We start from the raw sequence: 24,451 nt of genomic DNA, 5'->3' as shown, positions 1-24,451 counted from the left end.
CATTCTTTAATGTATACGCAAATAAATGCAATAATAAACGCAAAGATGTTTGGGAGGACTTGGAAATGAAACTAAAGCTAGGGCGGTTGGCGGCCGCAGCCGTGATGGCGACTGGGATTGCAGGGGCAGCTGTTGCGCAGGATTATCCCTATCGCGATATCACTACAGCTGTGGTCTGGGGGGCCGGAGGTGGCACGGATACGATCAACCGAATGATTATGGCCGAGATGGAAAAACACCTTCCCGTCTCGATCAATGTGATCAATCAAACAGGTGGTGTCGCGGGCTCCAACGGGATGGTCTATGTCATGAACCAACCAGACGATGGCTATACATTGGTTGGTCTGTCAGAGTCGAACGTCACCGCTGCTGTGCAAGGTGGTTGGGATAAGAAATTTGATTTTTGGTATCCGTTCATTGTTGGCGGATCACCTGATCTGATCTCGGTTCCGGCGGAGAGTCCTTACAATACTCTGGAAGAACTGGTCGACGCTGCGAAAGCTGCTCCTGGCACTATTCCAGCGGCGGCTTCCGGCGCAGGTTCGATCCACCACTTGAACCTTCTGGCCATCGAAAAAGGGTCCGGTGCAGAGTTCAAGTTTGTTCCATACAAAGGCTCAGCGCCAGGGCAGGAAGCGGCGATAGCGGGTGAAGTTGCGTTGGTTGTGACTTCTCTAGCTGAACAGGCCCCGTTGATCGAAGGCGGTCAACTTAAACCGCTTGCGATGTTGACGCCCGAAGATGCGCAGATTGCAGGGGCAACAGTGCCTTCTGCCTTTGGCATATATGACGGTCTCGATCAGTATTTGCCGCTCAAGCAGGCCATCGGGTTTGCAGTTCACAGTTCAGCCGGGGACGACGTAAAGGCCGCGCTTGGTGATGCCTTCGAGCAAGCGATTGCCTCCGACACCGTCGCTGAATGGGCCTCTGCAAACAATTATGATGTCGGTGGTCAACACGGCGAAGAAGCTCAAGAGCTGTTTGCGAACCTCGAAGCTACCTTTGCCTATACCTTGCAAGATCTGGGCGCAGCGACCGTCGATCCGGCGTCGCTGGGTATCGAGAAGCCATAATCCGATCACTTTTGAAAGGGCGCGCCTGATCGCGCCCTTTCCGACAAGAGGCAGGCAATGGACGAATCTGACGATACACTGATCATGCGGGCGCGCGATTTCTGGGCATCGATTGGTCTGATAGCAGTTTCCACCTTTTTTCTTTGGAAGACGTCGGGCATCCCGCTTTGGGGGGAAAACCGCGCAGGTGTAAGTGGATCTGATTGGTACAACTCGGCTGCAATTGTACCGCTGTCCATCTTCGGTGGATTGCTTGGCTTGTCCTTCGTCTTGCTGGCTATTTCGATCCGTTCAGGCGGAGCCCAAAACGCGCTCAGTGCTTTGGGGGTCGGATGGGATAAGTCGGAAGCCTATCGAGCATCAACAATCGGCCTGATGCTTCTTGCATATGTCGTCGGACTGGTCCCCAGAGTGGACTTCATTCTGTGTTCTGGGTTGCTGATTACAGCTTTGACTTACGGCTACTACGGAGGTCATGCGCGGCGTGCTTTGGTGGCCTGTGTCGCAGTTGTCGTCGCCGGTTTGTTTGCGTTCGCCGCGTTTCCTGCTCAGGCGGATTGGAATGCACACGGTGATGATTGGTTCACACTGGCCTTGTGGGTCGCGTTAACACTAGTGGTGTTGACCAAAGCGGCTTCCGAGCGCGTTTTGCGGTTCGTACCATTGGTGGCAATACTTGCCCCGCTCGTCCTCGTTTGTGCGATGGCCTTTGTTTTCCGGCAGAACGTGCCCGCGCGCGGCGGGCTGATCTTCAAGCAAATCGAATACCACTACTACGTGACGCTTCGTCCGCTATGGAAAGACTGACCGGATGGACTTTATTCTTTCGCAACTGGCTGGATTTGGGACTGCGTTCGTGGGCCTGGCAGTGGACCCGCTGACCTATCTGTATTTGGTCGCATCTGTATTCCTCGGCATCACGTTCGGCGCATTGCCGGGCCTTACGGCAACCCTAGCAGTGACGATCCTGACGGGATTTTTCGGCAACAAAATCCCGCTGGACTATTCACTTATCGCATTGCTCGGCGCCTATGTCGGCGCGATTTACGGCGGCTCTTACCCGTCTATTCTGCTGAACATACCCGGTACAGCAGCGAGCGCGGCGACGGCCATGGATGGCTACCCTTTGGCTAAAGCGGGTCGAGGGGGTGAAGCACTTGGGCTGACCACAACGGCCAGTTTTATTGGCACAGTTATCGGGACCATCACGCTTTTGATTTTTGTCTGGGCGCTGCTTTTGGTTTCAAAGAACATCGCAAGCCCGGAGAAAGCCTTGCTGGCCCTGTTCGGCATTCTGCTTTCTGGCACTTTGATGAGCGAAGACCTGGTGATTAAGGGATGGATCGCCGGTTTGATCGGGCTTGCGATGTCCATGGTCGGGCTTGACCCTCTGTTGTCTGAGCCGCGCTACACCTTCGGCTGGTCTTACCTGATGAGCGGGTTTCAGGTCGTGCCAGTATTGATGGGTGCCTTTGCCATTCCCCAAATCATTGACGGTTTGAGGCACGTTGAGGCCGGGAAAGTTCTGGCCCTGAAAGGCCGCATTCTTCCGAACCTTCGCTCTATTCGGCGCTACCTGCCCACCATTGGCCGGTCAGGAGTGATTGGGACTGGGGTAGGAGCGCTTCCCGGAGTTGGCGAAGATGTCGCAGGTTGGGTTAGCTACGGTGTCGGTAAGACTGTATCTGCCGACGGCGACAAGTTTGGAAAAGGTTCCTTGGAAGGTCTGCTGTGTTCGGAGACTGCAAACAACGCCTGTATTGGTGGTGCGCTAATCCCACTTTTGGTGTTGGGCATTCCTGGCTCACCACCAGCCGCCGCTTTGATGGGGGCTTTCAAGATTAACAATGTGATCCCGGGGCCGACGATTGATCCCGAGATCATTCTGCGTGTGGTTGCGATCTTGGTTCTAGCATCCCTGACAATGTTTCTTATGGGGCTTTTCACCGCTCGGGTATTTATCAAAATCCTTGCCATCCCGCAGACCATCTTTTTGCCGGTCGTGATGGTTCTTACAACAATTGGGTCTTTCAGCGTTGGTGGGGGCATCAATGATCTCTACTTGATGCTCGGCGTCGGTGCCGTCGCCTATTTCATGAACCTGATGAAATACCCAATCGCGCCGTTGGTGATCGGGGTTATTCTGGGCAGCCTGTTTGACGAAACCTTCCGTCGGTCGCTGTTCCTGTCGGATGGGGATCTTTCGGTCTTCTTTTCTCGGCCTGGTGCGGCCATTCTGCTGGTGCTCAACATTGGTCTAATCCTCAGCCAACTGCCCGTCGCGAAACGCGCTTTCTCACGCCTAAAAGGAATTTCAGTCTGATGTTTGCGGTTACTGTCACCTTCACTCTCAAGCCCGGTAACAGAGATATCTTCTTGCCGCTTATGGTCGAAAACGCTTCAACTTCTTTGCGTGAAGAAATCGGATGCCGGCAGTTTGACGTATGTCTCGGCGACGATCCTGAGACAGTTTTTCTCTATGAGGTTTATGATGACAGCGTGGCGTTCTCTGCCCACCTAGAAAGCGCGCATTTTCAGTCCTTTGATACGGCAGTGGCTGATATGATTGCCACCAAGGTGGTTCACCAATACTCCGAGGTTATCCGATGAACGATTGGGAAATCCATGCCGTGAAATACGCGGATCGCAACGCCCGGACGCGAGCTGATAGTTTCATCATCGATGATAATCACGACGCTCCCCATGCGATGGACTATTTCGTTTGGGTACTCAAACGCGGCAACAAAGTCATTCTGGTCGATACTGGCTACGGCTCCGATGAGGCCGCCGCTCGTGGTCGTCCCATCGCGAAGGACCCTCGCGAAGCTCTGCGGCCTCTAGGCATCGCGCCGGAAGCGGTGACTGAGGTCATCGTGACCCACCTTCATTATGACCACGCAGGGGGGCTGCATATGTTCCCTAACGCGAAGTTGCATATGCAATCGGCGGAGATGGCCTTCGCGACAGGTCCATGCATGTGCCATGACCACCTGCGCGCGCCTTTCACGGCCGGCCATGTCTGTGAGGTCGTAAAGCGTCTCTATTCAGGCAAGGTCGTGTTCTACGATGGAGATGCCGAGATTGCAGATGGGGTCACGGTGCACTGCATCGGTGGGCATTCGCGCGGGTTGCAATGCGTGCGCGTAAGAACGGCAGTCGGGTGGATGGTACTCGCCTCTGATGCCTCGCATTACTACGAGAATTTCATGGCGCGCAAAGCGTTTCCCATCGTCGTCGACCTGCAGGATATGATGGATGGTTTCGAGACACTTGAGAGGTTGGCTTCGCATCCTAGGCTTATCGTGCCCGGCCATGATCCACTTGTGCGTGAGGTATTTCCCGTGGGCGTGGCACCGCATATCCATAGGCTGGATCCAGGGCCGACCCGGGACATTGAACTATGCTAATCGGTGTCATAGCGGACGACTTTACTGGTGCGAGTGATATTGCGAACACCTTGGCGAAGGGCGTTGAGCCGGAGGGTGGATTACGAACGGCTCAGTTTCCGGGTATTCCGACGACGTCGGCGGATAAGGAGATCGAAGCCGGTGTGATCTCACTCAAAAGCCGCACCGCACCTGTCGAAGAAGCTGTTGCGGACAGCCTGCGGGCCCTGCGGTGGCTCGCGGACCAAGGATGCCAGCAGTTCATCTTCAAGTATTGCTCGACATTCGATTCCACAAAAGAAGGGAACATCGGCCCCGTCGCGGAAGCGTTGGCCAATGAACTATGTGCGCAAAAGGTGGTTTTCTGCCCGGCTTTCCCAACAACAGGGCGCACTGTCTATAACGGTCATCTTTTTGTGCTCGGTAAGCTGTTGAACGAGTCCGGGATGGAAAATCACCCCCTTACTCCGATGACGGATGCGAACATCAGGCGTTGGTTGCAGCATCAGGCCAAGGAGGCGGTTGGGTTCGTTCCAGTTGGCACCGTGAAGCAAGGGCCAGAGGCGATTGCTGATGCGTTGCAGAACGCAAACGAAAGCTTTGTGATCGGTGATGCGATTTCGGACGAAGATTTGCTGGCCTGGGGCGAGGCTCTGAAGGATGCCAAGCTCATTACCGGGGGATCCGGGATAGCATTGGGTCTACCCAGAAACTTCGTCAGAAAAGCTTCCTCCAAAAGAGGTGGCAGTGCGTTCACTGGTATCGCAGGGCCTGCCGCGATCCTTGCGGGTTCTTGTTCAGGTGCGACCCGCGGGCAGATCGATGTTCATGCGGAATCCCATCCGACCTTTGCCATTAACGTTCCGGGTGTCATGTCCGGGGATGTGACCACGCAAACGCTTCTGGATTTCTTTGAAACGCATCCGGATCAGGCGCCTCTCGCGTATTCATCGGGAAGCCCGGATGATGTGCGCGCGATCCAAAGTCAATTTGGCCAAGAAGCTGTGGCGGAAAAGCTGGACGATCTCTTTGCAGATACAGCACGACAACTTGCCGAGACGGGGTACAGGCGTCTTGTGGTGGCAGGGGGAGAGACTTCGGGAGCCGTTGCCAAGGCCATCTCTGAAGCACTGGGTTCGCAAGCAATGTCAATCGGACCAGAAATTGACCCGGGCGTGCCAGTCCTGAGCGTTGGGAAATCTGAACCCATTGCGCTGGCTTTGAAGTCTGGAAACTTTGGCGCTCCAGATTTCTTCTCGAAAGCACTGAGAATGATGGAGGCAGGCAAATGAGTTCTGAAGAACAGGCACTGCGACGGCAGATGTCCGACCTGTGCGCCTCGCTGTTTGCACGTGGCTTTTCCGTTGGCACTGCGGGCAATGTTTCTGCGCGTTTACATGACGGGATTCTCATGACGCCAACGAATTCGACCTTGGGAGATATCGACCCCGAGCGCATCGCCAAGATTGATTTGGATGGGAACCACGTCTCCGGGGACAAGCCGACCAAGGAAGTCTTTCTGCATCAAGCCTTCTATGAGACAAGACCAGAAGCGGGCGCCGTGGTTCATCTGCATTCGACCTGGGCCACTGCTCTGTCCTGCCTGGAAGACACCGATCCCAATGACTGTATTCCACCGCTTACACCATACGTGGTCATGCGCGTAGGCACGGTCAAACTTGTTCCATACGTTAAGCCGGGTGATCCGAAGTCCGGTGATTTGATCCGCGAACTGGGTGGGAAATTTAGTGCGGTTCTGTTGGCCAATCACGGACCTGTCGTTTCAGGGAAGGATCTGTTCTCAGCGGTCTGTGCAGCAGAAGAGCTGGAAGAAACAGCCAAGTTACTCTTGGCACTGCGAGGTATGCCAACCCGAATGCTGGATGTAGCTCAAGTCGCAGAACTCAAAGATACTTTCGGAAGGATGTAATCGGTCACCCTGGGGGCGTGTGCAAACTTTTGGGAAAATCGTGCAAAATTATGCGCAAACGTCGCGCAAAGTTATAGGCGAGCACACTTGAATTTCATGAATGAAATCAATGACTGGAACGCAGCGTTATGCGCAGACCTACAGGGGTTGTAGGTTTGCCGGGACGTTTGGATTGTCCGCAACTTGGAATCTGCATAGCTTGTTTTGATACCCGCTTCGAGCTGCTGGCATCAGCTGACGACAAAGGCAGAGAGCTTCAGGGACTTGCCCCAAGCGACCCTCGTATTCAGGTAGTTGGAGTAGAGGGCCGCATCATCTATCGTCGAACGCATGTCGAACAAGGGGCAACATTTTGAACGAAGGTTGGCGGCAATACTGGCCGCGGATGTCGTTGGGTATTCGGCGCTTATGCACAAAGATGAACAAGCCACAATTCTAATGCTTGATCACCTGGAAAGCGACATCATCACCCCAACGATAGCTGGCCAATCAGGTCGTGTCGTGAAGAGCATGGGCGATGGTTGGCTGGTGCAATTTGACAGCGCAGCGCAAGCTGTAACCGCAGCAATGCAGCTACAAGAGCAGTTGGCTGAACACTCGTTAATGAACATGCGGATCGGTGTTCATGTGGGTGACATCACAGAAAAAGGTGATGACATCCTGGGTGACGGTGTGAACATTGCCGCACGGCTTGAGAGCATTGCGCCAACCGGTGGTATCGCAATTTCTGAACCCGTACATCTGAACCTTGAACACACTCTGGCAGACGCTTTCAAAGCAGTTGGGAAGAAGAGGCTCAAGAACATCCAACGCAGCCTGGATGTGTGGATTCACGATGGACCACAACTGAGTGCACCGCATAGTTCGCCTTCTATTACAGAGACGAGCTTGCCAAAGCTATCCATCCATCCTGTCACGTGCAGCGACCAACGCGCTGAGCTCAAGGAAATGGCCGCAGCACTCACTTCAGATTTCGGTTCTTATTTTCGGACGATCAACTGGTTAAACGCGGCAATAACCTCCACGGAAGCATCAGAGGGATATGCACTTCGCGGCGCGCTGCGTGGACACGGCGACCGATTGCGTCTGGAAGCACGCTTAAATGACTCTTCTGGTTCTGAAATCTGGACTCAGAAGTTCGACGGTTCGGTCGAAGCTATCTTTGATTGGCAAGACGAGGTTGTAGAAAAGCTGTTGGATGCCGTTAGCGGGATCTTGATCCAGTCGCTGACCGCAAAGCTCTCTGCTTTACCTGAAGACGAGCTGACTGCCGAACAGTGCGTCTTGATGGGCATGATCACATGGTCGGAGGCCAGCATCGACAGCTATAAAGAGACGTTGTCGTACCACGCCAGGGCCATCGAGGCCAAACCAACCCTCGCCGCCGCCTATGCCGAAGCTATTTGGACAATGAATGGTGCGAGAACCTATGATCTTCGACGCGAACTGTCATCCTACTACGAGAAGCTGCCACACTGGATCGAGGCCGGACGACACATGGCGGGTCAAAGCCCAACGCTTGATCTGAGTGTTGCAGTGGCTGACTACAATGTCGACGGGGACGCGGATCGACTTTCCGTGGCGCTGGAGCAAATCCGGCAACGAGCGCCATTAGATGCCCGCCTGCATTTGTTTATGGGTTGGGGATACAACTGGGCCGGGTTTCCTAAAATGGCACTAAACTGCTTTCAGACGGCGCTCCGGTTGGGCCGATATGGGGCCGTTTTCGTGGGTGCTTCCGGAGGTGCCGCCACCTCTTGCGTAATGCTTGGTCGAGACCGTGATGCTATCGCCTACGCTGAGGCAGGTTTGCGCTTTTCAAAGAACTATGCCCCACTCCACAGCACGAGAGCAGCTGCTCACGCCATGCTCGGGGAACCTGAAGAGGCGTCTGCTGCTTTGACGCAAATGCTGCAAATGGAACCTGGTGAGACGATTTCAAAGTGGCGTAGCAACGTGGACTATGGTGGCTCTGAAGGTGCTGAACGCTACTTTGAGGCGCTCCGCCGCGCAGGTTTGCCAGACTAGCAGTGCTGGAACCAAGTTGCGCTGGCAAAACCGGCAGCTTGATCGCGCATCTCGGTAGCTGCAAAGCTCGGATTTGAATGTCCGCTTCGGGCTGCGACTAGCCAATCATGAAAACCGCAGAGTACGGCGGCATAGAACCCAAAGTCACAAATGCTGCGCGTCGTATGAACGAGCGCGAACTGCGCATTGCTGCCAATGCCCATCGCAAAGACGGACACCCCGAAGAAATCGAAAAACCGCACGAGGACCGGCTTATGATTTTGGAGGATCAGTCGCGCTCGCGGCTGCAACGGCGGCACGCTGTTCAGTGCTAGACTGGTCGCCAGCTCCTTCCACTTCTGGCATCGCAACTCGGACCTCTTTTCTTGCGAAGTTTATACCAGCCTCATCAAAAGCGGCCTTAACGCGTGCTTGCAGTTCTGCGCGGATAGTAAATTGCTCACCCGGCTTAGTCATGAACTTGCCTCTGACGACCATACCAACGTCATCGAATTCAAAAACACCCTGGCTCTTGAACGGCTCAATGAAACTGTCCGCGTAAGCCGGATCGGCCATCATGTCCCCACCAATCTCCTTGAATATGCGTTTGATGACTTTTGGATCGGTTTCATATGGCACCGTGAAGCTGAGTTTCACAATGACCCAATCTCGGCTGAAATTCGTGAGCTGAGAAATTTGCCCATAAGGGATTGTATGAACGGCCCCGAGATGATGGCGCAGTTGCATGGAACGGATCGAGATTTTCTCGACATTCCCCATAGCGTCACCCACCCGCACGTATTCCCCTTTACGGAAGGCATCGTCCATCAGGAAAAACACACCCGACAATATGTCTCGCACCAATGCTTGTGCGCCAAGCCCGATGGCAATGCCGCCAACGCCAAGACCGGTGACAACCGAATATGCCGGAAGGCCGAACCTTTGCGCGGCGGCCACAACAAGCGCGAAGAGAAACAGCCCCACAACGATCCAACTCGCCACCGTCAACAACAGCACACCAGCCGAGTTTGGCTCCAATCCTCGCGCCCAACTGACTGCATCCACAAAAACATTTCCGGCAACAATGACGATCCAGCCTATTAGAAAAAAACGCAATATGGCCAGAACATAGGCAACGGTGATTTGGGTGTCGCCCGTCAGATTGACGATTTCATCTACGAACCAGGCTGCCGCAACTGTGAGTGCCAGCGCGAGAAGCAACGTTGCAAATTGGTTGCGCCGTTTCGCGCGTTCTTGCTGTTCTGTTTCCGCCGCGCCCACAGACCGCGAGGCGCGCAAGATTGGTATAAACTGCGCGACAAGCAGCGTCGCGACCCCGGCCAGTGCAATCCATTGCCAATAGGTTTGGTCGAATAGAGTTTTCTTGCTCCACTCGGGTAATCGCTCGCTCCATCGCAGTGCAATGCCTGGTCCTGGTGTCGTGAGATAGGCCGTATAAAGCCCCGGAGATGTGGCGTCCGAGTAAGGCAGGTCTCGCACTGCCTCGTAGTACTCGCGTATGTTCAGGGCGGTTTGTGCTGTGAATAAATACTCTCCGGCGCGCGGGCCTCCTTCGACAAGTGATATTGCAATCGGCGTATTGGGGATACGCCATTTGTTCGGTGCCTCAGAGGCTGCTGACGGTACAGTCGAGGTGTCAGGCAGTCCAACACGATCCAAAACCTCGTCCAGCAACAAGGCCACTTCAATCGACTGACTGCGCCGGATTTCGACTGGGAAGGAAGACATATCTATTGTAGCGGCAGCGCGGCGTAACGGTAGCACGGTGTCACGCCCGCGCGCGTCATCTTGGTTCGCAATCGCATGCACCTCGTTCATGGCATTTACGAAAGACTGTAACGTTGCTTGCGGGCTGCCGGTTTGCGGCGGGCGCAGAGGGTGTTCCAACGATTGAGCAAAACCGGGTAGCGCCGAGAGACCAAATAGACAAAATACAGCCGTGATTGCCATGCGCTTTAAGTACATCATCTTGTGTGTTTCGTTGCCTTTTTACGGGGTGCGCAAATTCAAGGTGTTGTTGCAAACTTTGACGATACTAGGCGACACTTTACTTTGTGTCCAAGACTGGAAGAAAAACTCGCCCCCATGCGAACCATGGGAGCCCAACTCAAGCGAAAGGGAGATAACATGAAACTTATCAAGGTTCTGCGCAAACTTGCGTTTGTTTCTGCTATCGCCAGCATTGCAGCAACGCAGTCGCTTGCATGTACAGGCATCACGCTGACAGCAGCAGACGGTTCCGTCGTCTATGGACGCACGCTTGAGTGGGGCGCTTTCGACATGAACTCGCGCATCATGATTTCGCCGCGCGGTCATGCCTTCGTCGCGAAAATGGAAGACGGCGAACCAGGCATGACTTGGGAAGCGAAATATGGGTTCGTTGCGGTTGATGCTTTGGAAAAGCCGGTCGCTGTCGATGGATTGAACGAAGAAGGACTTGCCGTTGGAGTTTTTTATCATCCGGGCACGGCTGAGTATCAGACATTCGATCCGGCGATGCGCGATATGTCCCTCGGACCACTTGATGTCGCGAACTACCTGCTCAGTCAGTTTGCAACGGTTGAAGAGGTGCGCGCTGGCATAACCGAAATCAAAGTTGTTCCTGTGACCGAGCCTGCTCTGGGTTTTCCGGCGCCGGTCCATCTCATCGCCACAGATCAAAGTGGCGCGGCGATTGTGATCGAATACCTGAATGGCGAACTTAGGGTATTCGACAACCCTCTCGGAGTGATTACGAATTCGCCCTCATTCGACTGGCACATGACCAATTTGCGCAACTACATCAATCTTTCGCCGGTCGCGTTACCGCCCGTCGACTTATCAGAGGTTGAATTTGCGCCACTTGGTGGTGGCAGCGGCATGATCGGCCTACCCGGAGACTACACGCCACCCTCGCGTTTTGTCCGAGCCGTGGCATTCTCTGCGACAGCCCGGCCTACGGACACGGGTGACGAAACGATCTACGAGTTATTTAGAATACTTGACAGCTTCAACGTGCCGCTCGGTGCCACAGAGGGTTCGGACATCGAGGGTGATGTGAGCGCCATGCGCTCTGCCACCCTCTGGACTACCGCCATAGACACGCAGAACCTCAAACTTCATTACCACACTATGCACAACCGCCGCGTCCGCATGGTTGATCTGAATGTTATCGATTTTGGAATCCTAGAAGAAATGACATTCTTGCCGCTTGATCGCGAAAAGCAGCAAGACATCGAGGTTGTCACTCTGCCGTGAGGCTGAAATGCCTTTGTTTATTTGGTTCTGCGGGCTTTGGGAGCAGCCTATCCGTGGTTGGTAAATCAGACGCAGAGTTACTGCGCATGAATGGTCCGCTAGGTCCGCATAGCGAGAATTGCAAAGTCGGATTCTGAAGGTCCGCTTCGGGCTGTCTACAACAGCTTTGTGGGTTTACATGCCTCCATAATATGTTGCCGAACCGCTGAGACCTGCGGAGCGGCCAAACGTTCAGGGCGGCAAAGCAATGTCAGTGGAACTGGCTCGGTAAACCAGTCAGGAAGTAGGCGCACGAGGCTCCCAACGTGTTCATCCTGTTGCGCCAGCAATGTAGGCAGCATGGCAACTGCATGCCCCCTCAAAACTACCGAATAGGCAAGCTCCATCGTGTTGACCCGCAACCCAATGGGCGGCGTGACAACCTCTTGTCGGCCGTCGTCGTTCTTGAACACCCATTTGCATGGTTCCTGAGTTCGTAAGACACATGGAAGCGACAATAAGTCAGCAGGCCGGGCGACTTCTTGCACCTGCTCCAATAGGGTTGGGCTGGCGTAAGGTGCTCGCCGGGCTGGCGGTAAGGCGGTTGATATGAATCGACCCTTGCCGGCGGAACCAGTTCTGAACGCCAAATCGATGTCATCTGCCGCAAAATCCGACCTGGAATCGTCTGCATGAAGTTCCAGTTCGACGTCCGGAAAGCGGGTTTGAAGCCCCGTCAGGAGCGGGACAAACATGGTGCCAAGCAGGCTGTTGGGTCCCGAGATCGACACCCGACCAGCAATCTTCCCGCTTCTGGCAAAGCCAAGCTCTGCCTCGGCCTCAAGCGCTGCGTCAACAGGACCAGCGCAGATCTCAAATATTCTGCGCCCGGCTGAAGTCGGGGTCACCGCCCGACCTGAACGGTCCAGCAATACCAACCCCAATTCAGCTTCGAACAGTGCAAGCTTTTGGCTGATTGCCGACTTCGTGGTGTTCAGCTCCGCCGCTGCCGCACTCATTGACCCGGCACGAACAGTCGCCACTAGGGCCTTGGCGCAGGAATAGAATCTATCGTTCATGAATACGAACGATAGTTAACAAAAGGGTCATTTTCCAGAACGAAGGGGATCCCTAAATTCTATCCAAGCGAACAGGCCAGGAGATGAGCAATGCAGACTGAGATGGTCTACCACCTCGCCGCAACCCGCGAGTTCAAGGACTTCGGCTTCATGCAGGCCTATTTGTCGTTTAAGCCGCATCTCGAAGCAGGGCGGCGCAGTTTCGGCCCGCTGATCACAATCGACGACGGAACGCTGGCTCCAGGCGCCCAAGGTTTTGGTCTGCATCCGCACCAAGATGTCGAGGTCGTTACCTTCATGGTAGACGGAGAGGTGTCGCATATCGATCCGGTGGTTCCCGTTCACAACGGCACCGTAAAGGCGAAGGGCCTTCAGGTGATCTCCGCTGGCACCGGTATCCTCCACAACGAAGTGAACAACTCGCGGACGATGCCGATGCGGGCGCTGCAAATCTGGTTTGAGCCGCGATCCAATGGGTTGATGCCGGCCTATTCCAGCAAGGAACTTGAAACCGCGGATCACACCAATCGGTTCCAGCTGGTGCTGTCACCCGACGGTGCCGAAGGCTCCCTTGTTGTACAGCAGGAAGTGCGTCTCAGTTACGGCAAATTCGACCGCCACGGCGTGCTGAGCTTCAGCCCGTCCAGCCCCGAACGCAGCCTCTACATATTTATGATCGAAGGCGAGGCAACTGTTGCTGGCCTCCCCCTTAGCAAGGGAGACGGGCTGGGACTGCTCCGCGCCGGGGATGTGGCGATTGAAGCCTCAGCCGAAGCCGAAATTCTGATTTTCGATCTGCCCAATTCCGAAATCTCTTAACCAGGAAAGGACATCAACATGACCTCCACGAAAGTGACCCCCGACAACGCAGCCATCGTTCTGATCGACCATCAGGTCGGCACAATGAACTGGGCAAAATCAGTTGACCGCGAACTGATAGAAGCCAACACCCGTGCCTTGGCGCGGGCGGCGACCGCGCTTGGCATGCCGCTGGTGCTGACTTCCAGTATGGAAGACAACATGCAGGGCCAGCTGATGCCCGCGCTGGAAGAGATCGCGCCAGATGCATTCGCCGCGCGGATTAAGCGTCCCGGCGTAGTGAACTGCTGGGATGACAGCGCCTTTGCAGATGCCTGCCGCAACACCGGGCGCAAGCATTTCATCATGGCGGGCATCACCACCGACGTATGCCTTGCCCCTCCTGCAATCAGTGCTGCCCATGAAGGCTTTGCCGTGACCGCTGTGGTCGACGCTTCCGGCTCCCCCACCGCGCTGACGGACGAGATGGCGTTCCGGAAGATGGAGCGCGGCGGTGTCGAGCTGACCACAACCAGCGCGCTGCTGGCAGAACTTGCCGTCAATTGGGCCAGCGAGGCTGGTAAAAAGATCATGCAAATCCTCGGAGAGGAAATCCTGAGCCGCGGATAGGCTCGCTGACCCTTTACAAGCGATACGAGTGCGGCCGCCTCATCCAAAGGGCGGTCGTCAAACAATTCAGAAGTTCTCCGCCTCTTGCATGATGTATGCATAGGGCGCGAAGTCCATGAATCGAATGGCAGCCACGAGCGTTTGACTGCCGCTCAGAATGAAGCAATTAGACCATCTAATCGCACATCTACGAAACTGAAAACCCTAATTGTGGATGTCCGCTTTGTGCTGCGATCAGCTAATTGTGCAAGACGCGTCCAGCAGAGTCACGGCTCCCAAAACTACATTCGACCACTGGGTAAACCCGACACCGACTGACAGCTATTTTTCATCCAAGTATTTTATCACAAACTTGTTGCTCTTTTCGTTGTGAATGTCCCAATAACTCTTGGTGATCTGGCTTGTGATTTGGCCGGGAGATCCAGCACCGATATATTGTCCATTCACTTTGGTCACTGGCATGATCCCACCGGCAGTTGAAGATATGAAAACCTCGTTGGCACCTAGGAGCTGGTCTTGGGATATGTCGACGGCTGAGCAATTGATGTCTAAGTTCGTGCAAATGTCGAAGACCGTCTGACGAGTGACCCCGAGAAGCACACCGAGCTTTGGTGTTAGGACTCTTCCGTCGATGACGGCAAAAATATTGAATCCGGGCCCTTCAGACACGTTTCCATTTGTATCGACAAGGATCGCCGTGTCGGCACCGCGGTCGTAAGCCTCATAGAGGCCTCTCACCAGATCCAACCAGTGATAGTTCTTCACAGTTGGATCGACTGAATTAGGCGGAATGCGGACCAAGGATGATATTGCTGCATGTAGCCCATGCTTCATCTGCTCTGGATTAGCCACCGATCCAAACGGGATTGCGAACGCAGTGAATTGGTTGACGGCATCACGTGGATCCCGGCTGAATGTTGGAGACATGCCGCGTGTACAAATGAACTCGACGTAGGAGTTCTTTAACCCTGACAGTGCAACGCAGTTGTGCAGTATCTCGATGACCCGTTCTCGGTCATACTCAATTGACATATGCAGCTTTTCCAAACCTGCAAAGAACCGATCAAGGTGATTTTCGAGTCGAAAGAAGGCTCCGTTCCAAACATGGACGACATCATACGTCGCGTCGGAATGAAGTAGCCCATAGTCCAGCACCGAAATCTTGGCTTCGGAAATCGGCAAATACTGCCCGTCCATGAAAGCCACGCCAGGAGGATATGTTTTTGGGTCAGAGTAATGCTCGGAGAGATTGGGTAAAACAGTCATGAATAGAAGCTACCGGAGTGCGGACAGAAATCGCAATGTCCGTTTTGGGCTGCGACCGGTCAGTCATGCTCGTTGCAGAAAATGTCGACTACTCCAAACCGGTCACTGCGGCACTCCGGCTTTTCGTAGCCCCTCTACCAAATGTTCAAAGTAGTCTTGATTGTAGCCGGGCAAACTTTGGGCGACGAATGACAGCGAGAATTCGGGGTTGAGAGCAAGAGCTTTGGTAACGGCTGCGCGGGCTTCATCTAACTTGTCTTGTTGCGCCAGTGCTGCTGCTCGGAACAAGTTTGGCCAATACTCACGCTCGTTTTCTCTAACGGCCTTGCCCGCCCAGTGTTCTGCAAGCTTGTAGTCTTTCAATTGATAGTGAGCTGATGCGTTGTTGACATAGAACGTCCATAACAAGGGATCGTTGGGACTAAGTTTAATGGCCATGGCCACATGAGCCAGCGAGTCCTCCGCACGCCCTCCGGCTTTCAGCGCGAAGGCCATGCCGTGATGTGCGAGGGCAAAGTTTGGATTGAGCGCGATGGCCTTTTCCAGGCTGGCGATCCCTGAATCCGTGTCCCCAGCAAGACAGAACGCCCGGCCGAGTGCGTAATGGGTCAAAGCTTCACGGTCGTCCAAAGCCTTCGCTTTTTCCGCCAACCTTATGGCATTCTTCACAGTCTCGGAAGACTGGTCGGCAATTCGCATTATGACGTCTGAGACGCCTACAAGAGCGCAGCCGGCGTAGGCCAAGGCAAAATTCGGATCAGCCCGCGTGGCCGTCTCAAACAACTGACGAGCCTTTTCATTGCCTTGCTTGGTAAAGCGATTTAGATGCCAGTTTCCCCGTTGATACAGGTCCCAAGCGTTGAGATCTGAAGTTGGCTTATGCTTCGCCCGGTCTTGCTCAGCGCCGCGCAGTTCTGAATCGATACTGCCAACGATTGTCTCAGTAATCTCGTCTTGCAGTGCGAAAATGTCATCGAGCTCCCGGTCGTAACGGTTGGCCCAAAGGTGATTGGAACTTTCGGCATCAATCAGCTGTGTGGTGATGCGAACCCGGTTTCCGGCTTTTCGGACACTGCCTTCAAGCACGTAACGAACGCCAAGCTCTTGTGCCAACCGACGCACATCCACCGCCTTGCCCTTGTGAACAAACGTTGAATTGCGGGCAATTACAAACAACCATCGAATGCGTGATAGCGCGGTGATTATGTCCTCGCTGACCCCGTCTGCAAAATACTCTTGCTCGGGATCGCCGCTCATATTGTCAAAAGGCAAAACAGCAATCGATGGTTTTTCGGATGCCGATTGCGTACTGTCGGCGGTGGGTTCGATTGCGTCTTGCTCATTTGGTGCGGACCAATGCCAAGCTCTCACCGATTGGGCAATGTTCTTCAGATTTTGCTCACCAAGATCTCTGAAGATCGGCCCGGTTTTCATGCGCACGGCTTGTTGGACAATATCGGACACACAAACGCCGCCGGGTTCTGCCAACGCCTCCAGCCGCGAAGCGATATTGACACCGTCGCCATAGATGTCGTCCCCATCAATGATAACATCACCGAGATTGATCCCGATGCGTAGGCGGATTGGGCCACCGCACTGCACCAGCGCTGACTGGACGGCCATTGCACAATTCACAGCATCCACAACACTGGCAAACTCCACCAGCGCACCATCACCCATCAGCTTGATAATACGGCCGTTATGTTCGCTGACCGTCGGATCGAATGTTTCCAGTCGATGTGACTTCAAGCGTCCCAGCGTGCCTTCCTCGTCGTCTTCCATAAGTTTGGAAAAGCCAACAACATCGGCGGAAAGTATGGCGGTCAGCTTGCGGTCCAATTTCCGTTCCTCCACAGGGCAACGTTAGACCCGATGGTGCGCAAAATCCATGCAGTAAAGTTGAGGATAGAACGACCGCGTTTGGCAAAAAACTATGGCAAGGCTTGGCGAATTCGGGCTGCCGCCGCTAACCCATCGGCAAGACGTTCAAAATCATCCGGTCGCCGCCACATCGACCTAAATCCGCGGGCAAGGCTATCTACTGTGTCACCCTCAACCACAATACCTCGACTTGTGAACTCATCATGACGTTCGGTGACGAATTCTTGCAACGCGTCGGAGGCGTCTCGCTTTCGTCCGAGCTGCGCGTAAGACGCGGCGACAAATGCAGTGGCCAAAGAGTTGAGCCGCGCTGCCCCCATCAGAAAACCAAGCGCTGCCTCATAGTTGCCGTTGAAAAATTCGACCTGACCCTTAATCCAGTCGATGGCAGGTGGATGCAGCGGATCCAGCGCCATAGCTTCCGAAACCACTTCGCGCGCCTTTTCGTGCAGGCCGAGCAGCAAGAAAGCATAGCCGCACCAAGCCATCGACTCCGCCTCGCTTTCTATCATGGAAAGTGTCTTGTTGAATTGCGCTTCGGCCTCGCTCCACAGCCCGGCACAGAGATAAGCAAACCCAAGCTGGTCTTGAATGTAGACGTCCCGGTTATCCAGTGCCACGCCCTTTCGGGCGATCTTCAACGTGTGGGCCGGTGCGTCAGCGTCTGCCAGACCAAGCCACAAATCTATGACATACGTGTCCGAAAGATACATGTAAGATCGCGCGATGGTCGGATCGAGCGCGACCGCTCGTTCCAACAACGCTCTCGCCTTGGCCGTATCTCGTGCGTTCAAGCCGTCGCGTAGCGCCTTGCCTTTGAGCATCAGTTCATAGGCCTTCATCTGATCCGTTGGTTTCTGTGTCGAACGGTCGACAACATCGTGCTGGACCCTGCCCGGCAACACTGCGACGATATTTCGGGCCACCTCGTCTTGTACCGCCAGAACGTCCTCCAGTTCGTGGTCGTATCGATCCGACCAAAGTTGAGTACCTGTACGGGCGTCAGCGAGCTGTACCGAGATCCTCACGCGGCTGCCAGCCTTCCGCACGCTGCCTTCAACCAGGTAATCTGCGCCGAGAGCCTCCGCGATTTTGGCTGGATCTGTGTCCTGTGTCCGGAACCTGAAAGACGCATTTCTGGAAACAACCTTAAGCGTTCGAAAACGCGATAAGCCCACAATAATGTCTTCCGCAATCCCGTCGCTAAAAAAGGCCTGCTCGGGGTCATCGCTCATGTTGTGTAGAGGCAGGACCGCAATAGTGGCTTTTCCTGATGATTCAGGCCGAGGCGGTTCAGCACATACTGCGCTTAACCCGCCAATGCGCCAAGCATGTACCGGTTCGGCAACGTTTTTTACCGTGTGCTGACCAGCATCCTCCCAGGCGACCGGTATACGGTTCCCGACCACACGATATACAGCGTCCGACACCAACACACCGCCGGGTGGGGCAAGCTGCTCCAACCTAGACGCAAGGTTCACACCGGATCCAAAAACATCTCCGTCGCGCATGATAATGTCGCCAAGAGTGACACCGATGCGAAAGCGAAGTGGGTCGGAGCCCACCACTGGCGAATTTTGCCATTCAACCGCGCATGAAACGGCATCGGCAGCGCTGTCGAACTTGGCGAGCAGACCGTCACCCATCTGTTTGACAATGCGACCGTGATGCCGACCAACAAGCGGAACAAAGGTTTCGTCAATGTGCGCTGAGAGGACTTCGAGCGTGCCTTTCTCGTCCCGCTCCATTCGGGCGGTAAAGCCGACAAGGTCAGCAATCAGGATGGCCGCCAGCTTTCGCTCCATGTATTGTCCTCCTTTCTTTTTCATACTGGTCGCTACGTGTTTAGACCATGCGAAAGTGCACAGGACTGACTTCTGACTTTGCTTGAAGTCGGCTTCAGCGTTGGGAAGCGCTGCGATACGTCTGCTTGAAGAGCTCACACCGCAAACGGCCTTTTTTAACCTCATCTTGCAAAAGGTCATGGCCGGTTTGGGTTGTTGCTATCCATTCGAGTTGAACACCTATTACAGTTATATCAAGTGAGCAGGCGTCCATCTGAAAAGGCTTTTCTCATATTCGGTAATTGAGTTCGAAAGCCACTTCTGAAACACCTTTGCCGCTGGGCGAACTGGTCCAGGCAGCGTGACGAGGTGATATCCGATCTGCGGGATTGGATCATCGAATAGCGCCACGAGATCTCCAGACTTCAATTCATCAGAGATGAATGCCGGAACCGTCGCCCCAACACCATCACCCCGGCGGATTCCATCAAGCAGCATGTTGCCCGGCAGGCGAACAACTCTCCTATCGGCATCGGGTGGTACTCCAACCTTTTCCAACCACAGGTCAAATTCGACCGAAGCCTGCTCCTGAAGAAGAGTAAAGTCGAGCAATTCAATTGGGTCTTTGAGCACTCGTTCCCCAATCAATTCTTTTGCAGCGACCACAGTCAGACAGCCAGGTAGCAACATTTGCGAGACCAGTCCCGACCAGCGCCCGGTGCCGTATCGAATGGCTATGTCAATGCCCCCTGGTTTGAGGTCGACAGCTTGGATTGTTGAGTCGATCCGAAGCTCAATATCCGGGAACTCCTGAACAAATGCCGATAGACGCGGCATGAGGAATGCGCTTGAAAACATCGGTGTCGCACTGACTACCAGCGGGCGAACCGCCTCTGCACTTGATATGCTCTCAGTCAGGGACGCCATTGAGGCGAATGCTTCATGCAGACCTGCCGCTAAGAATTCTCCCTGTGCAGTCAGAGCGATACCGTGTCGCGTCCGAGTAACAAGCTGGGTTCCTAGGTGCTGCTCCAGGCCTCGGATTTGTTGGCTGACCGCGGAATGGGTCACATTCAGCGCCCCTGCTGCGCGGGTCAAGTTTCTAAACTTTGCGGCGGCGGCAAAGGCTCTGAGAGACGTCAACGAAGGTAACGTGTGCCAATCCATAAGTCAGAAAATCTTACAATACAGAAAAATTTACAACTACGCGATTTCTCAATTCTCACGCATGTTGACGTGAAACACCAATGACCAGAACAGGAGGGAACCATGGCAACGCTTGCGGTACTCGGATTGGGCAACATGGGTTCTGCGCTGGCGCATTGCCTGCTCAAATTAGGTTACAGCGTCTGCGTCTGGAATCGGACACCTGAAAAGACAAAGCCGTTTGCAAAGGTAGGTGCAGTTATTTGCGTATCGCCGGAAGATGCTGTTGCCGCGTCCGATTTCGTCATCGTCTGTATCAAAAGTCACAAGGAAACTGTCGATTTGATCAGCGGTCTAAGTGTATCGTTGAAGGGGAAAACAATCTGCGACATGAGCACCGGCGACACGTCCGATGCTGATTCACTGGTCTCATTTCTCAGCGAAAAAAACGCAGACTACATGCTGGGCATGATCAATGCATACCCTTCCGGCATCGGTAGCAGCGACACCACCATCCTTACCGTCGGCAGTGCCGGAACTTGGGATCGCTACGGCGAAGTGATAAGGTCTCTTGGGGGAAAGTCCGCTCAAGTCGGTGAGAAACCCGCAGCTCTTGCAGCACTTTTTGCTGGTCTCTTCACTGTCCGGCAAGGGTTCATGTTTGGGATGATATACGGCGCACTGGTTTGCCAGAAAGCTGGTGTTCCTATGCAGGTCTATGCCGATCAACTTCCTGCGACGATCAAGCTGGTAAATGACTACCACGATCTCTTTGTCCGTACCGTTCCAACCGAGGACTATGACGACGCCGAAGCCTCGTTGAAAGTCTACGCATTGGCCCAAGAGGACGCGCTAAAGACCTGCGTTTCTCTGAATGCACCGGCTGACTTTATCCGAATGATGCATGACCGCACAAAAGCGGCGTGGGCGGATGGATATGGGGACAAACAATTGACCTCGTTGGTCGAGCACATGGCGGACGCCGGATAACGTCGGGCGATTTCTGTCAGAATGGTAGTTCGACTTGGACAAAAAACGGCTGCAAAGCTGCATACACGGGATTGCGAAGTTTCGGCGCCAATGTCTAGTTTGGGCTGGTAGCGGCCTATAGCGCACATTTCAGAAAACGGTGGCACTGACCCTTGCTAGAGCTGCTTTGGGGCGAGATTGTTCCACTCATCAGCGCTCATGCTTTTTCGCGTTGGCCCATCCTCTGAGGCGAACTGAGCTGCTTTGACGAGGAGAAAGGCCACCGTGATGGCGTCTACCTCGCAGCGTTTCTCGAATTCTTCGGTAGTCTCATTGGGGCCTTCTTCCGACATTCCCATTCCCCTCTGTATCTGACGCTTTCGGGCAATTGGCTAACTTTGCATAATACTTCATCGCCCTCAGAAAGCCAGTTCTCGGGCGTGCGAGCGCTTCTTCAGGAGAGGCTCTAATTCTGCAAACAAGCTCGTCTTCCAGCGCGAGTAGTTTGAGATGGTGCAAAAGGACGGGAGAGCGGCTCCGGTACTCTTCATTGCTCGTTTTGCTGGGTGTCATCTGGCGACCCATCCTGCTCATTGTCAGACGTTGCTTCAATCTCCCGTACAGCCAACTCGGCGATTTTTCGAACCAGATACCAAACGCTGCTGCGGCGTGTGTGCCCCTTGATCCAGCCGGTCACATCCTTGGCCGGGATATCGAGGTGCGGTGCTTCGTCTTCGAATACTCTGACCTTGTAGTCGGAGATGTCAGAAAGTCCGGACATGTTCCCAGCCCGGGCTTCCGCGATTGGGGTACGATTTACATAAACAACAACTCTTAGCATTTTCCGTCTTTCTCATTTTGTGGTGTTTGAATGCTTGGCCCTTCGCGGGCCCGCCTTAATTCCACGAGTGGTTTTTGGTCTTTTGATGCAGAAGGCCCCGCACCAGCCGTCTCAGGACTCGCACTGATCTGTGCCGCCCATAGGTGCCCACCAAAGCTTCAACATCGCCGAGATCCAGTCGAAAGAACTCAGGTCTCAACCCAAACTCAGCAGCAAATTCACTTACTAGGCTTTGAATGATCGCAGGCAGTTGCTCGGGTGTCGGGGGCGGGATTTCATAGATTGTGCAGCGGCTGAGAAGAGGCGCAGGAACGCCACTCAGATCATTTGCCGTCAGAATCCAGCTCACGTGGGAGGCATCCACGTCAGCCGCCAGGTACTTCTCTCGATATCGTCTGGCCTCGGAGGGTTCGAGCAACGCAAGAAGTTCGCCGGTGATATCTCCGTTGCGGCTCGCGTGCGTCTTGTCGATTTCGTCGAGGATGACCACTGGATTAAGGACGCGTGCCGTTGCCACAGCCTCCGTTACGATCCCTGCATGCGCAGAACTCCATCCGACAGAGAGGCCAAACAAATGGTTCTCCGATTTGCCGCCTACATTTGCGTTCTGCACGTAAAGACCGAGCGCCTTACATGCCGCCTTTGCAAAGGCCGTTTTGCCAACGCCGGGCTCGCCAACCAGCAGGGTGGGTTGGATATGAAGAATGTCAGACCCGATACTCCATCGGCACTCGATGTCATGGGCCATCCCCTTGATGACGAAGTTGCAGTGAGGGAACCTTTGGGAGACTGCACGAAGCTCGTTCAGCGCATCAAGTGAGGCCAGACGGGCAAATTGATTGCTCCAGGTCGTGAGTTGCTTGATATGTTCCGGCATCTCGTTTCGGAGGGTGCGCGGCAGGTACTCAAAGTTCACCTTGTCCAGAAGATACCGTGCAGCCTTGGCCTTCTCACCCTCTGCGCGGGAAGCTTCCATGCTCATATCGGCAGCATAACGTTCGGAAATAAGGCCCATGACCTCTTTCCAGCGCTTCAGGCTCGTCATTTGTTCCACCGTGTCCTGGGCGAAGACTGCGAGAGCAGGATCGATGTCCCTCAGACGGTTAATTTCCGTCTGCCGCCAGTTGTCAGGCTCATCGCTAAATCTTGCGGTTTCTTCAGATCGTTTATTGATCACCTTGAGAAGCTCTTCAGAACTGGCTCTTTCCAAAATCCTTTGCTTCACGATTTCCCAAGATGCACGGGAGTTTAGTGCGCTCAAAACAAGGCGGAGGATGTCTGCCTCGTCATGGCTGAATCCAACCAGCGCAAAGATTTCATCTTCTTCCCAGGTTGTTCCACTCATCGGGTTACCAACCTTTCGCCACACAGGCGGGGCATCGGTGACCCGATGCGCCCCAGGCAATTTGGCCGATGTAGCCACAGCTTCGGCATTGAAGCGCATCGCTCTTGGCACGCGTATTCAAACGCATTGTGGGAAAGGTCTCCATCCGCCCAGTGGCCGCCTCATGCGCGTGCCAACAGCACAGGTTTACATGCCAGGCAGCGATGACCTGAACTGTAGAGGCGTTACCGCACCGCTCACAGGACATCTCTGCTTCTTGCATAGCTTGCTGCAACCGCAGTTGAATGAACGTGTCTTCCTGCGTCCCATCCATGTAGATCCGAAGCGAGCCGAACTTTTGCTTGATCTGGCCAACCGAGGGATAGCTTTCCTCTCGCCGGTCGCAGTGCTTCTTGATCGCTTCAAAGCACTCGGTGACAATCCGAACCCAGCCCAGATTGTCTTTTCCGAGGTGCTTCTCAACGGAGCCGCGAATGTCATCGTAATCGAAGGTGTTAGTCATCTGCCGGATCCCCGGCTCTAGGGGACTGGGATTCTTGAACTGAAGCGATTTCCTCCAGCACAGCAACTAGACGATGCAGGCCTTTTTCTGTCTCTGCCGCCACCGTCGATTTGAGAGCAGAGAAGTGTTCGTCCGGTAAGTCGAACAGGCATTCAGCGACGTTTCGATGATTGATACTGTCAGGATCGAATTCGTGAAAAGGGAATACCAACCGCAGAATTGCGTCTGGAGGAAGGTAGCGCCTGTCTTCCCTTCCAAGGTCTGAGTACACGCGACCTGTAGCACCATGGAACAGAAGCGTTTCTTTCAACACACCAGTCTCGATGCGCGTTTTGACTTCCGAGAGAAGATCGTCGTTGGCGTAGAGCTTCAGGCGTCTTTTCAGGTCTTCATTTGTTTTGTGGTCTTTTGACATGGAATGCCTCCAAAGGATGGTAGGAGGCGTCGGAATCGAACCGACTCGTGCACTCTAATCTGGAGCTATCACAGGGGTATAAGCCCCGCCCGCATACCAATGCTGCCTCCCGCGTGTTTCGCGTGGGGTATCGATCAGGCCGATATTCGCTGGCAGTGGATG

At 54.3% G+C, this 24,451-nt stretch carries 23 protein-coding genes and 1 tRNA gene; 12 read left to right on the top strand and 12 right to left on the bottom strand.

The genetic code is table 11. The features are described from left to right. Nucleotides 1-65: 65 nt before the first annotated feature. The 8 genes from GOW93_RS18685 to GOW93_RS18650 all read left to right on the top strand — a co-directional run bounded on the left by GOW93_RS18685 (nucleotide 66) and on the right by GOW93_RS18650 (nucleotide 8,417). On the top strand, nucleotides 66-1,073 hold the full coding sequence (locus GOW93_RS18685) for a Bug family tripartite tricarboxylate transporter substrate binding protein (protein WP_170387573.1): 1,008 nt from the start codon (nucleotides 66-68) through the stop codon (nucleotides 1,071-1,073). A gap of 57 nt (nucleotides 1,074-1,130) precedes the next feature. Further along, entirely contained in the window at nucleotides 1,131-1,880 is a 750-nt protein-coding gene (locus GOW93_RS18680) for a hypothetical protein (RefSeq protein WP_170387571.1), read from the top strand. Between the two features lie 4 nt (nucleotides 1,881-1,884). Next, nucleotides 1,885-3,396 carry a tripartite tricarboxylate transporter permease gene (locus GOW93_RS18675; RefSeq protein WP_170387569.1) on the top strand — a complete coding sequence of 504 codons (1,512 nt, stop codon included), beginning with the start codon at nucleotides 1,885-1,887 and terminating at the stop codon, nucleotides 3,394-3,396. Next, complete coding sequence (locus GOW93_RS18670) at nucleotides 3,396-3,683, top strand: putative quinol monooxygenase (RefSeq protein ID WP_170353703.1); 288 nt, start codon at nucleotides 3,396-3,398, stop codon at nucleotides 3,681-3,683. Before GOW93_RS18675 ends, GOW93_RS18670 begins: the two co-directional genes overlap by 1 nt. Then, complete coding sequence (locus GOW93_RS18665) at nucleotides 3,680-4,480, top strand: N-acyl homoserine lactonase family protein (protein ID WP_170387567.1); 801 nt, start codon at nucleotides 3,680-3,682, stop codon at nucleotides 4,478-4,480. The genes GOW93_RS18670 and GOW93_RS18665 overlap by 4 nt, the downstream gene beginning before the upstream one ends. Then, the gene (otnK, locus tag GOW93_RS18660) at nucleotides 4,474-5,751 is read left to right on the top strand and encodes a 3-oxo-tetronate kinase (RefSeq protein WP_170387565.1); all 1,278 of its coding nucleotides are present in this window, start codon (nucleotides 4,474-4,476) and stop codon (nucleotides 5,749-5,751) included. The genes GOW93_RS18665 and otnK overlap by 7 nt, the downstream gene beginning before the upstream one ends. Next, nucleotides 5,748-6,389, top strand: coding sequence for a 3-oxo-tetronate 4-phosphate decarboxylase (gene otnC / locus GOW93_RS18655; RefSeq protein ID WP_170387563.1), 642 nt, complete (start codon nucleotides 5,748-5,750; stop codon nucleotides 6,387-6,389). The genes otnK and otnC overlap by 4 nt, the downstream gene beginning before the upstream one ends. Before the next feature lie 363 nt (nucleotides 6,390-6,752). After that, nucleotides 6,753-8,417 carry an adenylate/guanylate cyclase domain-containing protein gene (locus tag GOW93_RS18650; RefSeq protein WP_170387561.1) on the top strand — a complete coding sequence of 555 codons (1,665 nt, stop codon included), beginning with the start codon at nucleotides 6,753-6,755 and terminating at the stop codon, nucleotides 8,415-8,417. Nucleotides 8,418-8,669: 252 nt separating this feature from the next. Here the strand turns inward: GOW93_RS18650 and GOW93_RS18645 are convergent, their stop codons facing one another. After that, nucleotides 8,670-10,385: a mechanosensitive ion channel family protein gene (locus GOW93_RS18645; protein WP_170387559.1), complete on the bottom strand. Its 1,716-nt coding sequence runs from the start codon at nucleotides 10,383-10,385 to the stop codon at nucleotides 8,670-8,672. A gap of 159 nt (nucleotides 10,386-10,544) precedes the next feature. Between GOW93_RS18645 and GOW93_RS18640 the strand changes: the two genes are divergently transcribed. Next, a complete protein-coding gene (locus GOW93_RS18640) occupies nucleotides 10,545-11,654 on the top strand; it encodes a linear amide C-N hydrolase (RefSeq protein WP_170387557.1) in 1,110 nt (369 codons plus the stop codon). Between the two features lie 155 nt (nucleotides 11,655-11,809). On the opposite strand, the gene GOW93_RS18635 is transcribed toward GOW93_RS18640, so the two are convergent. After that, a complete protein-coding gene (locus GOW93_RS18635; RefSeq protein ID WP_170387555.1) occupies nucleotides 11,810-12,712 on the bottom strand; it encodes a LysR family transcriptional regulator in 903 nt (300 codons plus the stop codon). Nucleotides 12,713-12,802: 90 nt separating this feature from the next. Between GOW93_RS18635 and GOW93_RS18630 the strand changes: the two genes are divergently transcribed. After that, complete coding sequence (locus GOW93_RS18630; protein WP_170387553.1) at nucleotides 12,803-13,531, top strand: pirin family protein; 729 nt, start codon at nucleotides 12,803-12,805, stop codon at nucleotides 13,529-13,531. A gap of 18 nt (nucleotides 13,532-13,549) precedes the next feature. Continuing rightward, nucleotides 13,550-14,140, top strand: coding sequence for an isochorismatase family protein (locus tag GOW93_RS18625; protein WP_170387551.1), 591 nt, complete (start codon nucleotides 13,550-13,552; stop codon nucleotides 14,138-14,140). 321 nt (nucleotides 14,141-14,461) lie between these two features. On the opposite strand, the gene GOW93_RS18620 is transcribed toward GOW93_RS18625, so the two are convergent. The 4 genes from GOW93_RS18620 to GOW93_RS18605 form a co-directional block, all read right to left on the bottom strand. Further along, on the bottom strand, nucleotides 14,462-15,406 hold the full coding sequence (locus tag GOW93_RS18620) for an aminotransferase class IV (RefSeq protein WP_170387549.1): 945 nt from the start codon (nucleotides 15,404-15,406) through the stop codon (nucleotides 14,462-14,464). Between the two features lie 102 nt (nucleotides 15,407-15,508). After that, a complete protein-coding gene (locus tag GOW93_RS18615; RefSeq protein ID WP_170387547.1) occupies nucleotides 15,509-17,245 on the bottom strand; it encodes an adenylate/guanylate cyclase domain-containing protein in 1,737 nt (578 codons plus the stop codon). A gap of 92 nt (nucleotides 17,246-17,337) precedes the next feature. Then, on the bottom strand, nucleotides 17,338-19,092 hold the full coding sequence (locus GOW93_RS18610) for an adenylate/guanylate cyclase domain-containing protein (protein WP_170387545.1): 1,755 nt from the start codon (nucleotides 19,090-19,092) through the stop codon (nucleotides 17,338-17,340). A gap of 228 nt (nucleotides 19,093-19,320) precedes the next feature. Continuing rightward, nucleotides 19,321-20,238, bottom strand: coding sequence for a LysR family transcriptional regulator (locus GOW93_RS18605; protein WP_170387543.1), 918 nt, complete (start codon nucleotides 20,236-20,238; stop codon nucleotides 19,321-19,323). A gap of 102 nt (nucleotides 20,239-20,340) precedes the next feature. Here GOW93_RS18605 and GOW93_RS18600 point away from each other — a divergent pair, with 102 nt between their 5' ends. Further along, nucleotides 20,341-21,207 (top strand): NAD(P)-dependent oxidoreductase, encoded by an 867-nt coding sequence (locus GOW93_RS18600; RefSeq protein WP_170387541.1) that lies wholly within the window; start codon nucleotides 20,341-20,343, stop codon nucleotides 21,205-21,207. Nucleotides 21,208-21,362: 155 nt separating this feature from the next. Here the strand turns inward: GOW93_RS18600 and GOW93_RS18595 are convergent, their stop codons facing one another. From GOW93_RS18595 to GOW93_RS18570, 6 genes are all read right to left on the bottom strand, one after another. Next, nucleotides 21,363-21,539: a hypothetical protein gene (locus GOW93_RS18595; RefSeq protein WP_170387539.1), complete on the bottom strand. Its 177-nt coding sequence runs from the start codon at nucleotides 21,537-21,539 to the stop codon at nucleotides 21,363-21,365. Nucleotides 21,540-21,733: 194 nt separating this feature from the next. Continuing rightward, nucleotides 21,734-21,967, bottom strand: a complete 234-nt coding sequence (locus GOW93_RS18590) for a hypothetical protein (protein WP_170387537.1) — start codon at nucleotides 21,965-21,967, stop codon at nucleotides 21,734-21,736. 115 nt (nucleotides 21,968-22,082) lie between these two features. Then, nucleotides 22,083-23,372 carry an AAA family ATPase gene (locus tag GOW93_RS18585; RefSeq protein ID WP_170387535.1) on the bottom strand — a complete coding sequence of 430 codons (1,290 nt, stop codon included), beginning with the start codon at nucleotides 23,370-23,372 and terminating at the stop codon, nucleotides 22,083-22,085. A gap of 4 nt (nucleotides 23,373-23,376) precedes the next feature. Beyond that, the gene (locus tag GOW93_RS18580) at nucleotides 23,377-23,874 is read right to left on the bottom strand and encodes a hypothetical protein (protein WP_170387532.1); all 498 of its coding nucleotides are present in this window, start codon (nucleotides 23,872-23,874) and stop codon (nucleotides 23,377-23,379) included. After that, on the bottom strand, nucleotides 23,867-24,289 hold the full coding sequence (locus tag GOW93_RS18575; protein WP_170387530.1) for a hypothetical protein: 423 nt from the start codon (nucleotides 24,287-24,289) through the stop codon (nucleotides 23,867-23,869). The genes GOW93_RS18580 and GOW93_RS18575 overlap by 8 nt, the downstream gene beginning before the upstream one ends. Before the next feature lie 17 nt (nucleotides 24,290-24,306). Beyond that, nucleotides 24,307-24,400, bottom strand: a tRNA-Ile gene (locus tag GOW93_RS18570). Between the last annotated feature and the right edge of the window lie 51 nt (nucleotides 24,401-24,451).

The sequence above is a fragment of the Ruegeria atlantica genome, assembly GCF_013032455.1.
In the GTDB taxonomy this organism is placed as follows: domain Bacteria; phylum Pseudomonadota; class Alphaproteobacteria; order Rhodobacterales; family Rhodobacteraceae; genus Ruegeria; species Ruegeria atlantica_B.
The sequence above is the reverse complement of the archived record's forward strand: the minus strand, read 5'-3'. Positions and strand labels throughout refer to the sequence as shown.

Coding starts and splice junctions, on each gene's coding strand:
- GOW93_RS18685 (WP_170387573.1), top strand. CDS start 66: ATGAAACTAAAGCTAGGGCGGTTGGCGGCCGCAGCCGTGATGGCGACT.
- GOW93_RS18680 (WP_170387571.1), top strand. CDS start 1,131: ATGGACGAATCTGACGATACACTGATCATGCGGGCGCGCGATTTCTGG.
- GOW93_RS18675 (WP_170387569.1), top strand. CDS start 1,885: ATGGACTTTATTCTTTCGCAACTGGCTGGATTTGGGACTGCGTTCGTG.
- GOW93_RS18670 (WP_170353703.1), top strand. CDS start 3,396: ATGTTTGCGGTTACTGTCACCTTCACTCTCAAGCCCGGTAACAGAGAT.
- GOW93_RS18665 (WP_170387567.1), top strand. CDS start 3,680: ATGAACGATTGGGAAATCCATGCCGTGAAATACGCGGATCGCAACGCC.
- otnK (WP_170387565.1), top strand. CDS start 4,474: ATGCTAATCGGTGTCATAGCGGACGACTTTACTGGTGCGAGTGATATT.
- otnC (WP_170387563.1), top strand. CDS start 5,748: ATGAGTTCTGAAGAACAGGCACTGCGACGGCAGATGTCCGACCTGTGC.
- GOW93_RS18645 (WP_170387559.1), bottom strand. CDS start 10,385: ATGATGTACTTAAAGCGCATGGCAATCACGGCTGTATTTTGTCTATTT.
- GOW93_RS18640 (WP_170387557.1), top strand. CDS start 10,545: ATGAAACTTATCAAGGTTCTGCGCAAACTTGCGTTTGTTTCTGCTATC.
- GOW93_RS18635 (WP_170387555.1), bottom strand. CDS start 12,712: ATGAACGATAGATTCTATTCCTGCGCCAAGGCCCTAGTGGCGACTGTT.
- GOW93_RS18630 (WP_170387553.1), top strand. CDS start 12,803: ATGCAGACTGAGATGGTCTACCACCTCGCCGCAACCCGCGAGTTCAAG.
- GOW93_RS18625 (WP_170387551.1), top strand. CDS start 13,550: ATGACCTCCACGAAAGTGACCCCCGACAACGCAGCCATCGTTCTGATC.
- GOW93_RS18620 (WP_170387549.1), bottom strand. CDS start 15,406: ATGACTGTTTTACCCAATCTCTCCGAGCATTACTCTGACCCAAAAACA.
- GOW93_RS18610 (WP_170387545.1), bottom strand. CDS start 19,092: ATGGAGCGAAAGCTGGCGGCCATCCTGATTGCTGACCTTGTCGGCTTT.
- GOW93_RS18605 (WP_170387543.1), bottom strand. CDS start 20,238: ATGGATTGGCACACGTTACCTTCGTTGACGTCTCTCAGAGCCTTTGCC.
- GOW93_RS18600 (WP_170387541.1), top strand. CDS start 20,341: ATGGCAACGCTTGCGGTACTCGGATTGGGCAACATGGGTTCTGCGCTG.
- GOW93_RS18595 (WP_170387539.1), bottom strand. CDS start 21,539: ATGTCGGAAGAAGGCCCCAATGAGACTACCGAAGAATTCGAGAAACGC.
- GOW93_RS18590 (WP_170387537.1), bottom strand. CDS start 21,967: ATGTCCGGACTTTCTGACATCTCCGACTACAAGGTCAGAGTATTCGAA.
- GOW93_RS18585 (WP_170387535.1), bottom strand. CDS start 23,372: ATGAGTGGAACAACCTGGGAAGAAGATGAAATCTTTGCGCTGGTTGGA.
- GOW93_RS18580 (WP_170387532.1), bottom strand. CDS start 23,874: ATGACTAACACCTTCGATTACGATGACATTCGCGGCTCCGTTGAGAAG.
- GOW93_RS18575 (WP_170387530.1), bottom strand. CDS start 24,289: ATGTCAAAAGACCACAAAACAAATGAAGACCTGAAAAGACGCCTGAAG.